This window comes from Flavobacterium aquidurense (genome assembly GCF_031458035.1).
Classification (GTDB): Bacteria; Bacteroidota; Bacteroidia; order Flavobacteriales; family Flavobacteriaceae; genus Flavobacterium; species Flavobacterium aquidurense_C.
This window is the reverse complement of the sequence record NZ_JAVDXR010000004.1, coordinates 357,332-371,990: the sequence shown is the minus strand read 5'-3', so window position 1 is coordinate 371,990 and position 14,659 is coordinate 357,332. Positions and strand designations below refer to the sequence as shown.

10 protein-coding genes are annotated in these 14,659 nt (G+C 34.5%); 4 read left to right on the top strand and 6 right to left on the bottom strand.

The window, feature by feature from the left end; translation table 11 throughout:
* Positions 1 to 98: 98 nt before the first annotated feature.
* From mobC to J2X17_RS09110, 3 genes are read right to left on the bottom strand one after another with little or no spacing between them, the layout of a single operon-like run.
* Positions 99 to 2,081, bottom strand: coding sequence for a conjugal transfer protein MobC (gene mobC / locus J2X17_RS09120; protein ID WP_310296739.1), 1,983 nt, complete (start codon positions 2,079 to 2,081; stop codon positions 99 to 101).
* Between the two features lie 20 nt (positions 2,082 to 2,101).
* Positions 2,102 to 3,370: a relaxase/mobilization nuclease domain-containing protein gene (locus tag J2X17_RS09115; RefSeq protein ID WP_310296736.1), complete on the bottom strand. Its 1,269-nt coding sequence runs from the start codon at positions 3,368 to 3,370 to the stop codon at positions 2,102 to 2,104.
* Entirely contained in the window at positions 3,355 to 3,765 is a 411-nt protein-coding gene (locus J2X17_RS09110; protein ID WP_310296734.1) for a plasmid mobilization protein, read from the bottom strand. The genes J2X17_RS09115 and J2X17_RS09110 overlap by 16 nt, the downstream gene beginning before the upstream one ends.
* A gap of 350 nt (positions 3,766 to 4,115) precedes the next feature.
* On the opposite strand from J2X17_RS09110, the gene J2X17_RS09105 reads away from it, so the two are divergent.
* From J2X17_RS09105 to J2X17_RS09095, 3 genes are all read left to right on the top strand, one after another.
* Positions 4,116 to 4,406, top strand: a complete 291-nt coding sequence (locus J2X17_RS09105) for a hypothetical protein (protein WP_310296732.1) — start codon at positions 4,116 to 4,118, stop codon at positions 4,404 to 4,406.
* Positions 4,407 to 4,610: 204 nt separating this feature from the next.
* Complete coding sequence (locus tag J2X17_RS09100) at positions 4,611 to 6,140, top strand: MauE/DoxX family redox-associated membrane protein (protein WP_310296730.1); 1,530 nt, start codon at positions 4,611 to 4,613, stop codon at positions 6,138 to 6,140.
* An 85-nt stretch (positions 6,141 to 6,225) separates the two neighbouring features.
* Positions 6,226 to 6,501 carry a hypothetical protein gene (locus tag J2X17_RS09095; RefSeq protein WP_310296729.1) on the top strand — a complete coding sequence of 92 codons (276 nt, stop codon included), beginning with the start codon at positions 6,226 to 6,228 and terminating at the stop codon, positions 6,499 to 6,501.
* Between the two features lie 69 nt (positions 6,502 to 6,570).
* Here J2X17_RS09095 and J2X17_RS09090 read toward each other — a convergent pair whose 3' ends face one another.
* Genes J2X17_RS09090 through J2X17_RS09080 form a run of 3 tightly spaced genes read right to left on the bottom strand, consistent with a single transcriptional unit; the run spans position 6,571 to position 13,669 of the window.
* Positions 6,571 to 9,231 carry a S9 family peptidase gene (locus J2X17_RS09090; RefSeq protein ID WP_310296727.1) on the bottom strand — a complete coding sequence of 887 codons (2,661 nt, stop codon included), beginning with the start codon at positions 9,229 to 9,231 and terminating at the stop codon, positions 6,571 to 6,573.
* A 12-nt stretch (positions 9,232 to 9,243) separates the two neighbouring features.
* The gene (locus tag J2X17_RS09085) at positions 9,244 to 10,635 is read right to left on the bottom strand and encodes a RagB/SusD family nutrient uptake outer membrane protein (protein ID WP_310296725.1); all 1,392 of its coding nucleotides are present in this window, start codon (positions 10,633 to 10,635) and stop codon (positions 9,244 to 9,246) included.
* 10 nt (positions 10,636 to 10,645) lie between these two features.
* Positions 10,646 to 13,669, bottom strand: coding sequence for a SusC/RagA family TonB-linked outer membrane protein (locus J2X17_RS09080; protein ID WP_310296723.1), 3,024 nt, complete (start codon positions 13,667 to 13,669; stop codon positions 10,646 to 10,648).
* Positions 13,670 to 14,229: 560 nt separating this feature from the next.
* Here J2X17_RS09080 and J2X17_RS09075 point away from each other — a divergent pair.
* Positions 14,230 to 14,472, top strand: coding sequence for a helix-turn-helix domain-containing protein (locus J2X17_RS09075; protein WP_310296722.1), 243 nt, complete (start codon positions 14,230 to 14,232; stop codon positions 14,470 to 14,472).
* The last annotated feature ends 187 nt before the right edge of the window (positions 14,473 to 14,659 follow it).

The following is a 14,659-nucleotide window of genomic DNA, read 5'->3' as shown; positions in this document are numbered from 1 at the left end:
AGGCATTTGCTCTAAAAAAAATAAAAAGCTTAAAATGTAATGATATAAAAAAAAAAGCACATTTTTTTACGGAAAAGCATACTAGCAGGAAATAATTTTTATTTTTTTATAACTAAATGAGTCAGTGAAGGATCACCAAGTAAACGTTCAATTTCAGAATGAACAATATCTTGTACATCCTGTTTGATCTGAAGGTAATTTCGCTGTATTATGCTATTGTCAATTCTCCGGATTGGAGTAATATCCAGATAAGTATCCTGCTCTTTTTTTAGCGCATCATGATCATTTAAAATTTCTGAGTGAAAGGTCTTGAGCTCAATTTTACAGTCGGGATTATCGGCCATAATCCCTACAAATTCTCCTGAACTCAGAGAAGAAATCTTTGACGCGGGAACAGCAGATTCCAATTGTTTGGAACGGCTGATTGAGATATCGGCGCTATTAATTGAGAGGCTTTCGCGGTCCTGCATGATTTTTCCAAACCTCTCGGAGAGCTGTTTCGCTGTATCACCTGTGACCTGACCGCTGATAATGTTTCCGGTAATGTTTAAAATTACATCTGCCTGTTCACGGCCATAGTCTTTTCGAAGCTGGCTGAAGTCCTGAATTCCCAGACAGGTTGCCACTTTATTGCTCCTTGCCGTTGCAATTAAACTGTCCATATTGTTTAAATAAATTGTCGGAAATTCGTCAAAAATCAGACTGCTTTTCAACTTTCCTTTTTGATTAACCTGTTTAATCAGACGGCTCACATAGAGAGATAAAACTGCCCCGTAAGTTTGGATTTTCAGAGGATTATTACCCATGCATACAATCTTAGGCTCCAAGGGATTATTAATGTCCAATGTAAAGTCATTTCCTGATAGAACATAATAGAGTTGGGCGGAAGAAAGCCTTGCCATGGAAATTTTAGCAGAAGCAATCTGACCCTCCAATTGCTCCATGACATCGTTTAGGTAGGCGCTGACAAAGGGATTGATCAATACTTCAATTTCTTTCTCGGTTCTGAGTAGCGTGAAAAGACTGTCATAATCAATCTGCATTAGTTCAATTATGTGAGGCAGGGTACAAAATTCACCATCATTATATTTACGCAGGTACCATATTATGGCAGTGAGGAAATTGATAGGAGATTCTACGAAAAAGTCGCCTTGTTTTTTAATCCATTCTCGGTTCAGCCCAAGTAAAATAGTGCGTGCTGATTCGGTTGCATCAGTGATGTCTGTCATAGATTTGGGATCAAGTGGATTGCATCTGTGCGTGCGGCTCAGGTCATCAAAATTAATGATGTAGAATTTTGGCTCAACAACATAAAGATGTCTGTATTTAAGCCATGTATTATAGGCGATCCGGCTCAGATCATCAAATTTAAAATCATATACAAACATGGAAAAACCTTTTTGAATATGCTGGGTAATAACATGACGGATTACAAAGTATGATTTTCCTGAACCCGGGGTTCCGACAACAAGAAACGAACGAAAAGGATTGATGATATTAATCCAGCTGTTTCGGATCTTATCTTTTAAATGATAGCGGGCCGGAAGATTAATGGAATACTCATTCTCGATGAGTCTTTCTTCCTGGGGAAAGGTTTCATTTTCTTTGTTGAAGATATCTTTATGATTTAACTTTCTTTGAATGATCCTGGTCAGTAAAGTGCCTCCTGAGAGCACCATCAGATAACCAATTGAGGTAGTTGCTATATACCCGATTGTTTTGTATAAAAGATTCACAAAAACAATGAAGAATATTGAACTGCAAAAGTATAGGCAAAGTCCGGCGAGAATATAAGACAGCGCTGTTTTAAAATGTAGTTTTTCATCCTTACGGCCTTTTGCTCCCAGTAAGGAAATAAACAAAAAGCCTAAGGCTATGAGTTTTGATTTATAGAAATGGCTGAACAATCCGGTCTTATAAATGTTTTCCAGAATCCGGTCACTAAATTCACTTACCAGCTGCCAATTTTTAAATGCAGCATAACCGTAATAATAGAAATGAATACTTAAAAGAATGATACTGATAAGTCTGGTCATATCTAAAATTTTTCTAAGTGCCTGCTCATTTTCTCCTGTCTGCATCCCCATGACTTTGTTTGTTATTAATTGTCGGATTGTCCTTTTCTTTTTCTTTTTTTGCGCTTTCCTTTTAGCTGATTTGAAATGTAGTTTTCGGTATATTCAGGCTGTACTATGCTATCTATTATTTTTTTTAATTCGCTTTCCGAAATAAATGAGGTCATATATTTTTTGCTCTTAGAAATAACAATTTCTTTGGGGGTTACAGGACTTAATGATTTACTACTAACTGAATCAATTCCACATCTCTGCTGAATACCTTTAGCAGCATATGCTGTGCCTAAAACGCTGCCATTAAAAACACATTTTGTAGTATGATCAACATAGGTGACTCCGTACAATAATCCTTGTTCATTTTTTCTGTAAACAACAGAGATGCCTTCTTTAAACAGAATGTTTTGCAAATCATTCAGTGCTATTTTGCTGTTCTTTAAAAAGGCCAGATCAATTGTATTCCTAATTTTTTTTAAATGAGGAATTCTGGCTGCTTTATTGGAGGCAAATTTTATTTCAAGATTTTTAAGTGTTGGTTGTAAATAAAAACTGCTGGCTTTTATCGGAACCCCGACGGGCTTTTTGTTGTAATCCTGTATACGATATACCAGTCCTTTGTGAAGAAACATTTTAGAGCCTTCTTTTCCCTGCTCGGCTGTAATATTGTACAGGTTTAAAATGGCATTAAGTTCCCCAATAGTTGTGTATTTATAATTTGGAATTACGGCGTTTAATATTCCGGAGATTGCTTTTTTTGAATCCAGGCTGCCATATTGAACCTTTTGAATATTCACTGGTTGAATATTTAATTTTGCTTTACTGTTTTTACTTTCTGCCCGCACCAAATTAAAAGTGGTTTCTATTTCTTTGCGGGCAGTCTCGGACTTATTCTTTCCAATATTGTGCATGTCTATTCTTCTGCCGTCTGCCTGTACTTTTATAGATACAATATGAATGTGCGGATGCCCCGCATCATAATGCTGATAAACCAGATAGGGCTGGGAACCAAAACCGATTTTCTCCATGTACATTTTGGCAATTTCCATTAGTTTTTCTGTTGCTAATGCTGTTTCAGAAGGATCAAAATTTAGTGAAATATGAACGCTGTTCCTCTTTGCATTTTCATTTAATTCCAGCTGTTTCAAAAACAGTTTTAATTTTAAATCAACAGAGAGATTCTCAACAGCAACAGGATAATTACCTTCGCCAATACACGCTGCTTTACCCTCCAAAACTTTGGTCTCATTATAATAGAATATACTTCTAACCGAATGTCCTGTGTTTATGACTGCAACCATTTTTCTGCAAGATTTTGAATATGTTTTTTTATCTGATCTATAGAATCAAGCAGCACTTTTTTTTCCGATTCATAAGCCATAATCCAGTGTCTGAATTCGGAGATATGTGCAAGTGTATGAAGTTTCTTTACTGCCTGATTAAAATTGTTTCCAATTGAGCTGAGCTGTGCCTTAAGCTGAATCAATTCGGTCATCAGAGCATCAAGTGATTCGTTTCTATATTTCATCACTATCGGTTTCTGTAAAAGGTTTTTTCTGGCAAAATCACTGAGCTTTGGACAGGTAGATTTATTATAAAGGTTTTGAAGTCTTTCAAATTCATCAGGTGTTAGTCTTAAATGAAGCCATCTTGTTCTGTTGTTTTGTTGCTCTTTCATCATATATCTTTTTTTCATCTTCAACAATAATTTCTTTAAGTTTCACCGCCAACGAGTTCCGAGTAAAAAGGCGGCAAGATATCGGTTGTGACACAACCGGACATCTTGCAGATTGCAGGAACGTGGCAATCTTTGCGGGTCTTATAATGTATTTGTTATGGTTCCATGTATTTAGGGGAATTGAAAAACACAGTATTTGAAACAGATTAAAGACTTTCTCTTGATATGTTATTTTACAATTTAATTAGTCATACGAAGTTAACAAAGCCCAATGAATGCAGAGCATCATGGGTAAATTATGCTTATGATGCTCTGAGAATACCTTATTAACTTTAGGGATTGAATTATTAATTTAAAACGTTGAAATTATGATTACAAAAAATGAGTTTGCCAAGGTCTTTGATACTGTTTTCAGTACTCCTGGCATGAGTGAGGCGGTGAAGATTGATTTTAAAATTTCACGCAAGAATGTACTGGTATTAAGTCACTTTATTGAACAGGGATTGCTGTTGGAAAAAGATCCCTCGAGCCTGATGGGAAACCTTTCAGAAGAAGGGCTATCAGAACTCAAAAATATTTCGCAGGAATGCCTTCAGAAGGCCGGACTTGTAGAACTCAATCAAAAGCTTTTATCGCTGAGTGAGTCTTATAAATCTTAACGTTACCTAAACGATTAGAAATGCTTTATAGATATTCTGTATTTATAAAGCATTTTTTTTAGGAAAATATATATAAAATGGCTTCTTTTTGAAAACTTTTGGCTTGTTTTTGATAGCTGTTTCTCAAAAGAACCGATCTACATTTGTTTAAGAATTTACTGATGATAAGTTTGAAAAGTCAGAACGAATCTAAAACTGTTGATTATGAAATTAAATACTAAGAATAAAAGTTTAATTGTAGAGATAATTTCTCTCTTATATATTCTTTTATTTATTTACGCGGCCATCAGTAAAATACTTGATTTTGAGAATTTTCAGGTTCAATTAGGACAGTCTCCAATATTAAGTGCGTTCGCTTCATGGATTTCATGGCTGGTTCCAATAATTGAGATCATAATTTCGTTGCTGCTGTGCATTCCAAAATTTAGAAATTTCGGGCTCTTTGGTGCCTTCAGCCTCATGATTATGTTTACGGCTTATATTTTTATTGTATTGCATTTTAGTTCTTTTGTTCCCTGTTCCTGTGGTGGTATATTAGAAAAAATGAGTTGGAATATTCATTTGTTTTTTAACGTATTGTTTGTTTTTCTTGCCGCAGCTGCACTGGTATTCCAATATAAAAATAATAGAGAAACATTTGAAAATGATAGAATGATATTAATTAAAAGGATTTCAATTTCAATTGTTTTTAGTTCGATGACAGTAATAATTTTGTTTCTATATTCTGAAAATATTATTCATAATGAAAACCCATTTATAAGACGTTATCCACAACATCCAATAATGATGACCCATTCTAAGGATATAAAATTTAATTCCTATTATTTCGCCGGATCTATTAATGGAAGAATTTATCTGGGTAATTATACCGATCCATTACATTTACTTTCGATGGATAATAATTTACAGAATCAAACCATAATAAAAATATCTTTTGACCCAAAAAAGATTCCATTTAAATTAGTTACAATTCGCATTCGTGGTCATTTTTTTTATTTAATGGATGGTACAGTCCCGGTTATTTACAGAGGATCTATTTTAGATTGGAAAGTTAGAGAAAAACTTAACGGAAGTCCATATTTTAATCTAGCGGTACCAATCGATTCAACGCATATTGTATTCAGGTCACACGACGGAAAGAACTCATCTCATATAATTGGTCTTTTTTCTCCAAATGGAACTCCGAAAATCGTATACAATAAAGAATATTTACAAAAGCAAATTGACGGTGTTTTTGATACGGATGGTATGCTGCTCTATGATGAAAAATCTAATAAGATAGTATATCTATATTACTATCGCAATGAATTTGTAATAAGCAATAAATCTGTAAATCTAGTTCGAACACAACATACTATAGATACTAACTCAAGAGCAAAAATAAAGATTGCCTATTTAAGAAATGGAGACAGAACAATGTCAGAACCCCCGTTAATGATAAATCCGCATTCAACAGTGTATGACAATCTTTTATTTATCCACTCAAAAGTAAAAGGAAAATACGAAGTTGATAAACTATGGGAGCAGGCTTCTATAATTGATGTCTACGACATCGAAAAGGCATCTTATTTAATGAGCTTTGCTATTTATGGAATTAAGGGAAAAAAAATAAATTCATTCTATGTTACTGAAACAAATTTGTACGCTCTGATTGGAGATCAATTGGTGGTACATGAGTTTAGGTCAGTTTTAGGAAAAGAATTTAATCATACTCAAAATAGTGATTTAAAATAATGAAGATATACTGGCCAGTATCAGGAAGAAAGATCGAAAACCTGTAAAAAAAAGTAGGTCAAAGTTTAATTTAATATTAAATATTATGAAAACATTAATTTTAAAAAACATTGCTCCCTTTGCTGTAATTGTAATGGGGGTCTCTGGAGCATTTTTAACTACTTCGATGCAAAGTGCACCAAAGAGTACATTACCAAACGGTTACATTTTTAGTGGAAATAAATGTAATGTTGAAGTAAATTGTAGCAATATCTCCACCAATCCGGTATGTCGCCAAGGAGGTGATACAGGACCGCAGGCATTTGGAAAAGATGGTGAGGATAATTGTAATGTAGAATTGTATAAACCTTCAAATCCATAATTAGGATTTAACAATTAGACAATGCAGTTCCAATTTGAAACTGCATTGTCTTTTTATATTTATTTAAGATTATTTTATTCCTTTCTCGACCCAACCAGAAGGAATATCTTTCAAAAAATAATCAAACCAATCTTGCATGCGATTAGTAATGTCTATTTGATTTTTTTCATTAAGGAGCACATGAGTTTCGGCGGGATACTGCAGCATAATGTTTTTTTTTCTAAACCTTCGAAGTGCCAGGTAATATTCCATACTTTGATGCGGATCTACCTGCGGATCTATTTTTCCTGTCCATAATAGCAGTGGCGTTTGTACCTTTTGAACATGGAATACCGGCGAACTTGCATTATAAAGTTCAGGTGCTTCATAGGGAGTTTTCTTTAACATCCAATAGGTGCTTTGAAATCGCCACATTTCAGATTTACCGGTGCCCTGACCCAAATTAAAAAATAAACTATTCAGGTCAGTACTTGCTCCGCCAGCAATGGCAGCTGCAAACAAGTTGGTTTGTGTAATAGTAAATGCGGTTTCGTATCCTCCCGATGAAAATCCTATAAGACCAATTTTTTCAGTATTAACAACGTTTTTCTCGAGTACTTTTTCAACGGCTGCTGTTACACAATTTACAATAGAATTGCCTACATTTTGAAATTCCTGGACAATATCAGGTAATAGTATAAAATATCCCTGCGCACTAAAATTTGTTTTGTTAAAGCCATCTTCATTGTATAAGGTGGGATTTTTATAACGATGAAGCTCATCTGATTGTATTTCATAAATATTTACAATCATAGGATATTTTTTTGCAGGGTCATACCTGGCTGGATATATTAGAACTCCTTTCAAATTTTGGCCTTTTGCATTTTGATATCTTATTAACTCCGAACGTCCCCAAAAATAATTTTGCTGTTGTATATTACTTTGGAAAAACGGTTTATAATTCAATGCTTTATTACTGATTACCAATTGTGGAGGGAGATCAAATTTTTGTTCTCTAAAAATAAAACTCTGCGTTTTTGGATTATAGAAAGGCTGGTCAATATAAGAATCACGGTAAAGAACTTTTTGCTCTTTTGAATGATTGTTCCATGTAAAATATCCTGTTTTACCATCGTCTCCCTGAGCACGTAAATAAATTCCCTTTTCCAGATTATAACTTTCCACATGGTTATCTTCATAAATAGCGGCATAATAAACTTTATTAGGTATGGCAGCGATTCTATATCTTATCTTTGATTCTCTCCCGTGGGTCAGCCTTCTGCTTGAACTGCCATCTGGTTTAATCGCCCATATATCATATTGATCATAAATTAAAATTTCCTTATCACCATCTGTCCATCCTGGATTGCCACAAACTGATTCGGGTGTAAAAATTTCCTCTTTAGCTGTAAATTTTGTATCAATGTTACTAGTCAGATTGATATGTTTATTTTCCTTAATCGCATATAACCACCAATCCTTGTCTTTAAAATAAGCGATATAATTTCCACCTGGAGAAGGATTTATGTGCTTCCTTTCGTAAGGGAGTTTTTTAAGAAATAACATTTTCTCAAATGTTCTTAAATTCATTAAATAGTAATCCCTTGGTGAATATAATTCCAACTGAGGTTCGTAATCTTTAGGATTTGATAAAATTGCAAAGTCTTTATTTCCCGTAAGTGAAATTTTAGGGAGATTATCTGTTGAAAGAAGCCTGAAAGAATTATTTTCAGGAACCCAAAGTGCGTTCTTTACAGCTCTTTCAAATTTTCCGTGCTTAATTTCATCCAGATAAACCCATTTGTCATTTCCATTCCAAATTTCCACGTTAGATTTTTGCGTATTTACAGTGGAAATAACCTTGTTAGTAACATTAAAAAAAACCCTTTGCATATCATCAGAAATTAGTAATTGTGGTTCTCGATGAATTACTAAACTGTCGTTAGGAAAGTCAGACCTATCATTTGAATTTAGTATATATAATTTGTCTTGTTGTAAAACATAATAAAAAATAGATTTTATCGTCTTGGGGTCCGTTTTTGAAAAAAGTGCAATTGATTTTCCTTCTTTTTGCCATGAGAAACCATCAAAGGAATCCTTAGCATTCATTATGATCCAATTTTCAAGGCTCAAATGTTTTAAATTAAGAATTCGAAGTGCGTGTTTTTCATTTTGGAAACTGGTGTAAACCAAGTCCTCCCCATTTGGACTCAATGAAAATTGATCTGCATCTTGTAATTCTCTGACCGTTTTTCCAGCTGGGTAACGAATTATTAGAGTGTTTATGTTTAGTTCGGGGTGCAGGAGAATAACCAAAAAACCGGTTTGTTGTGAATAAGTGTATTCCTTTACATTTTTGATAACTTCCTGCTTTCCGGTTTTCAAATTTAAAATATAGAGACCATTCTTGTTACTACATACAAATGAATTATCATTGGTAAATGTTGAACTTTCAGAGCTGGGAAAAGAGTATGATTTTTTTGAGTCTGTATTTTGGACAAAAAGGCTGTCGGTAATATTTTCATAAGACAATTTGTAACTTGTCCACTGTGCATTTGGAGATAGCTGATTAATATTTATTCTGGTCCAAAGATGATAATCTGAAGATTTTAGTTCTTTTTTTTGCAACACCTGCCCCCATAAGGGACAGGCTTCCAATTGCAAAATAAAAACTAAAACAAAAATTAAAACTGGATTAAAAATGACCGCATTACTATAAATCTTTTTTTGTGTATTGTTATTTATAATCATGATCTTACGAGTTTAGTATCCGGGATTTTGTGGCCCAAGGTTTGGATTCGTAAGCAATTCATTTTGTGGTATTGGGAAAAGTGCGTTCGAAGTTTTCCAACCTGGTTTGCTTACCGATAATTGACTGTCAAGCAGGTTAAATCGTTTCAAATCAAAAAACCGATGGCCATGTTCTGAAAAGAACTCCAATCTTCTTTCTTTTAGAATATCGGTGAGTAGTTCCTCTTTGTTATTTGCTACTGTATTTTGCAGACCGGCACGATTTCTTATTCTATTTAGATCTTCTCTGGCCCCTATTAAATCACCCTGATGCGCTCGTGCTTCGGCTCTAATAAGGTATTGTTCAGCGAGACGAAAGACAATTGAATATTCCAAGGAGCTCGGAGTATTATTTTGCTCTTTATATTTGAAAGGATGAAACCATGTGGAAATACCATTTGTTCTCGATCTTAACCAATTGGACTTGCGTAAATCATCTTGTGAAAATGAGTTAACTAAAAAAGTGCTCAGAGCGACAACTGGTGGTGGAGTAGACTGAAATATAAATTGTAGTCCTTCCTCTGTATTTTTGCCTGGATTTGCAGATTGTAACTGCCAAATCGTTTCGGAGGAACTAATTAAAAAAACTCGATTTAAATCTTGCTCTAATTTAAACAGACCTGTTTGGTTTATCAAAGACGACGCCTCATTAGATGCTTGTGCATAAGCTCCACTATAGAGGTAGGTTCTGGCAAGTAATGCCTTAACTACATATCTGTTTGGGCGAACTCGCTGTAGATTACTGTAATTATTAGTTAACAGTATACTTGCGTTCTCTAAATCTTTTATAATATATCCGAACACCTCTTCGATAGGCATTCTGCCAGTCACACTGTTTTTTCTGTAATCTGTTTGGGTTATAAACGGAATGTCTCCATAGAGATTAACAAGATAAAAATGGGAGAGCGCTCTAATAAAAAGCGCTTCACCGGTAAGCTGATTCTTTTGTTCCGGTGAAAGGCCTGTACTATTTGAAACTCCTTCAATTACTTCGTTTGCAGCATATATCTGATTGTAGGCATAATTCCAGTACTGTGTTACTTCCGGAGTTGTAGCAAGGACGGAATTATAATAAAAATTAAAACTTGTATTGGATGGATTTCCAAATGGGACCATTTCATCTGTATAATTTCCGAGTTTATTCGACAATCCCGAGTTGTTGCCTGCAAGAAAACCTTTATCTCTAATTTTGGAATAGATGTCGGTAATTGCAGTGTTAGCTGTCATATACTCCTGAAATACTGCTGAACTATTAAGCTGCGATTTGGGTAAATCGACATCAACAAAAGAATCACATGAATTTAAGACGAAAAGCAGAAGTATAATATTTATAAAATAGCGGGTATTTGTATATAATTTTTTCATTTGTTCTTATTTAAAATATTAATTGGACTCCAGCAGTAACAACTTTAAGAGGAGGTAGGTAACCATATTTAATAAATTCAGGATCGCCGTCATCATATGGGGTGAAGGTTAGCAGATTTTGCCCTTGTAACATTATTTTAAGTTTGGTGTTTTTTAAATTTACAGGGACGTCGTAGGTGAGTGAAATATTTTTTAAGCGTATAAAGGAAGCATCTACAATAGCAGCGTTACTGTCAGAATATAAATAATATGCATTTGCCGCGTCATTACTGTATGATGTCGTAAAGACCTGATAAGGTTTTATATCTCCCGGCTGTTGCCAGCTATCGCTTTTTCTGGTTTGCTGGTTGGACATTTGACCAGTGATTCCCATTGGATAGGAGTAGTTTTTTTGTTTTACAAATTGAAATAAAAAATCAAGTGTCCATTTTTTGTAGCTTACATGATTTTGTATTCCTCCATAGTACTCAGGATTAAGATCGGACACTGTTTGTCGGTCCTCTGCAGCTGAAATTCTTCCATCTTTATTAACATCTTCATATTGGTAAATTCCCTTCTGCGGATCGACCCCTATATTATTATAAAGGAGCTTAATATTCAGAGGCTCGCCAATTCTATAGGTTTGCTTGTAAGTTGAGCTTTCCAAATTTGGAAATTCCAGAAGTTTGTTATTGGCAAATGTGATATTGAAACTTGTAGTCCAATTAAAATGACCAGATTCAATATTTGATGTTCTTAAAGTCAGTTCCAATCCGGAATTCTCTACCGTAGCATCTAAATTAGACTGCAGGGAAGTAAATCCGGTTGTTCCCGGTAATGGAATGCCTACTAATTGGCTGGAAGATCTATTTTGGTACCATGCAACTGTTGAAAAAATACGGTCTTTAAAAAAACCTAATTCCATGGCTATTTCCAATTTTTTATTTGTTTCCCATCCAAAGTCAGGATTATAAAGCCTCGATGGTTCAAGTCCGATATTGCCGTTGTAACTTACGCCGGTTGTTCGATATGTATTAAGGAATTGATAATCTCCAATTTGATCATTGCCTGTCGTTCCATAACTGCCTCTAATCTTTCCAAAACTTAACCACGAACTGTTTTGGAATAAATGTTCACGTGAGAACAGCCAAGCTGTTCCAATGGCACCAAAATTTGCAAATTGGTTTCCTGAACCAAACCTGCTTGAACCATCACGACGGGCTGTTATATTAATGATGTACTTCTCAAGTAAATTGTAATTTACCCTGCCAAAAAAAGCCTGATATTTATATTTTGTTTCGTCATTTAATAAAATACTTACGACACTAGCTGAAGCCAAATTGTAAATTAAACTATTAGAACTAAAACCGCTCGCTGATTGAAAAAGGCTTGTGGTTGTTTGACTCTGGAAAGTAGATCCCACAAGGAGATCAAGTTTACCTTTACCCAAGTTTTTTTCATAGTTAATCTGTGGTTCCATAATCCACGACGACCTACTTGTGTTATTTACATAAATCGCACTGCTTTTACTCGTTATATTAAAGGAGGGATTATAGATGCTAGAGGGGTTTGTGCGCGTTTCAACAGTATTCAAATTGGTGAACCCCATATTTGTTTTAATAAGTAGCCCGGGTGCCAGCTGGTATGATATAACTGTATTGGCTACCAGATCATTTGTTTTGGATTTAAATTTTGCATTTAGATATCTAAGGGGGTTGTCCCATGTTCCATTCGCCCAGTTTAAATTACTATTGCTGTCATATAGTGCAGGTGCATTGGGGGGCAATGTCCTTGAATCGTAGGTGAAATCATGAGAAGGCTGATCATTATCCTGCACATTATATCCTGTGGACAATGTCAATTTAAACTTATTGTCCTCTGAAGTATGATTCATATTAAATTGCCCGCCACCTTTTTTATAAGTGAAATCACCTGGAAAGACGGTAGATTCTGTATGGTAAGAAGTACTAAGTAAAAATTGAGTCCTGTCAGAACCTCCCGAAACGCTGGCTTGCAGATCGTTTGTACGGGAAGTCCCTCCAAGGAATTCCTTTTGCCAGTTCGTATAACGATTTTGATCCCAAGCACCGTTAATATCATAATCCCAGTCATTATATTGAGAAATGCCATCATTTGCAAATGCTTTTTTACGCATATCCAAATATTGGGACGTATTCATGAGATTCAAAAATCTAGTCACTTTGCCTGTACCTGTTACTGCTGTAATATTAAAAACTGTCTTGCCTGCTTTTCCTTTTTTAGTTGTAATTAGCACAACACCATTAGCTCCACGCGAACCATATATGGAAGTCGCGTCGGCGTCTTTTAAGACTTCAATGCTTTCTATATTGTCAGGATTAATATTATTTAATGGACTTGTTACAGTTGGGAATATTGTAGAGGTCTGATTGTATCCAATTGATTCTGAAGCATACGGTACTCCATCCACAATATACAAAGGTGCGTTTGCCTCTGAGCGAAGACTGTTTTGTCCCCTAATCTTAATTTCAAAGCCTCCTCCAGGCACTCCAGTTGTCTGTGTGATACTTACCCCAGCCATACGGCCTTGCATGGTTGCCAGAACATTGATCACAGGCTGTGTTTCAATATCCTTGGATGTAATACGTGCAATACTTCCTGTGCGCTCGCTTTCTTTTACGGAATAGTATCCGGCATTTACTCGCACTTCCTGAAGTGTTGTTGTATCATAAATTAATTTGATATCAACAATTTTACGGCCTGCAACTGGAATTTGGGCAGTTTTGAATCCAATGAACGAAACAATTAAAGTGTCATTAGCAGCAGCTGAAAGAGTGTATTGGCCACTATAGTCAGAGATTGCAGTACTCCCTGATTTGCTTTTAACTGCAATAGTAACCCCTGGAAGCGGATTACTGCCATCAGTGACAGTTCCCTGAATTTGATACTGTTGAGGTAATAAAGTATTATACCGAAAAGAAGATTTGGCATAAGCAGATGAAAAAGACAATAAGAAGCCAAGAAAAATTAGGCAATAAAGAGCTTTTCCATCCTTGTAAAATGAAAAATTATTCATAATATTGGGATTGGTTAGTTAGATATGATTTAATTAGCTACGGTCCTCTATACTAGTTTAGTCGCTGTGGTAGAGGGCCATTTTTTATGCATTAAGTAAACGGCTTAATGGTCATAATTTTAATAATTAGTACATAGGCATTATATTTTAAAGATTCGAATTTTGGAATGCGGAGCTTTAATAAAAGAGAGAATTGCTAAGAATGTAAGAAGAGTCTAAATCGTAAAAAAAGATACGTGGGACTCATCTTATTGCATTAGAAGGATTTACTGGACTACCTGCGCGCAAATAAGTGAGCCCACGCACTTTAAAGCGTAGGCTATTGCACTTATCATCTTACGCGCTAAAAAAGTGTCCAGTTTTTCTAAGCAAGATTCAAAGCGAATGCTTCAAATATTTTATATGAAGAATCGCAAAATTATTTATTTATAAATTCAAAGCAAACATTTATAAATGTTTATTTGAATATTTTACAAATATAACAAAAAAAAATTATTTGTTATAAGTTCTTATAACATTTTTATTTAAAATTATGACGCCTTTTGTTTAAAAGATTAAAAATGGAAAAGCTGAAGGAGGAAAAATTAAAAAAATTTGGTTTACATATTAAACAGTTAAGAACTGATTTGAATCTAAGTCAAGATAATGTTGCTTTGAATAGCGATAAATTGATTAAAGCTACTATTAGTGACATTGAAAACGGTAAAAGAAACTTATCTTTTACAACTCTTCTAGATTTGGCTAAAGGACTTGGGAAACATCCCAAAGAATTACTTGATTTTGATTTCGATTTAAAAACATAGATATTCAAAAAAAGATGCTTTTAAGCATCTTTTTTTAGTTTTAAAATTTAGAAAATAGATATTTTTAATATATTGAAATTTATTAAAGAAGTATTTTGGTTTAATTTTCTATATGGAAAACCGTAAAATTGAATAGAAAGTTAAGTCATGAAAGAAATCGAAATTGCCAAAGTGCTGTTTTATATTA

Coding starts and splice junctions, on each gene's coding strand:
- J2X17_RS09090 (WP_310296727.1), bottom strand. CDS start 9,231: ATGATTATAAATAACAATACACAAAAAAAGATTTATAGTAATGCGGTC.
- J2X17_RS09105 (WP_310296732.1), top strand. CDS start 4,116: ATGATTACAAAAAATGAGTTTGCCAAGGTCTTTGATACTGTTTTCAGT.
- J2X17_RS09115 (WP_310296736.1), bottom strand. CDS start 3,370: ATGGTTGCAGTCATAAACACAGGACATTCGGTTAGAAGTATATTCTAT.
- mobC (WP_310296739.1), bottom strand. CDS start 2,081: ATGCAGACAGGAGAAAATGAGCAGGCACTTAGAAAAATTTTAGATATG.
- J2X17_RS09095 (WP_310296729.1), top strand. CDS start 6,226: ATGAAAACATTAATTTTAAAAAACATTGCTCCCTTTGCTGTAATTGTA.
- J2X17_RS09085 (WP_310296725.1), bottom strand. CDS start 10,635: ATGAAAAAATTATATACAAATACCCGCTATTTTATAAATATTATACTT.
- J2X17_RS09080 (WP_310296723.1), bottom strand. CDS start 13,669: ATGAATAATTTTTCATTTTACAAGGATGGAAAAGCTCTTTATTGCCTA.
- J2X17_RS09100 (WP_310296730.1), top strand. CDS start 4,611: ATGAAATTAAATACTAAGAATAAAAGTTTAATTGTAGAGATAATTTCT.
- J2X17_RS09110 (WP_310296734.1), bottom strand. CDS start 3,765: ATGAAAAAAAGATATATGATGAAAGAGCAACAAAACAACAGAACAAGA.
- J2X17_RS09075 (WP_310296722.1), top strand. CDS start 14,230: ATGGAAAAGCTGAAGGAGGAAAAATTAAAAAAATTTGGTTTACATATT.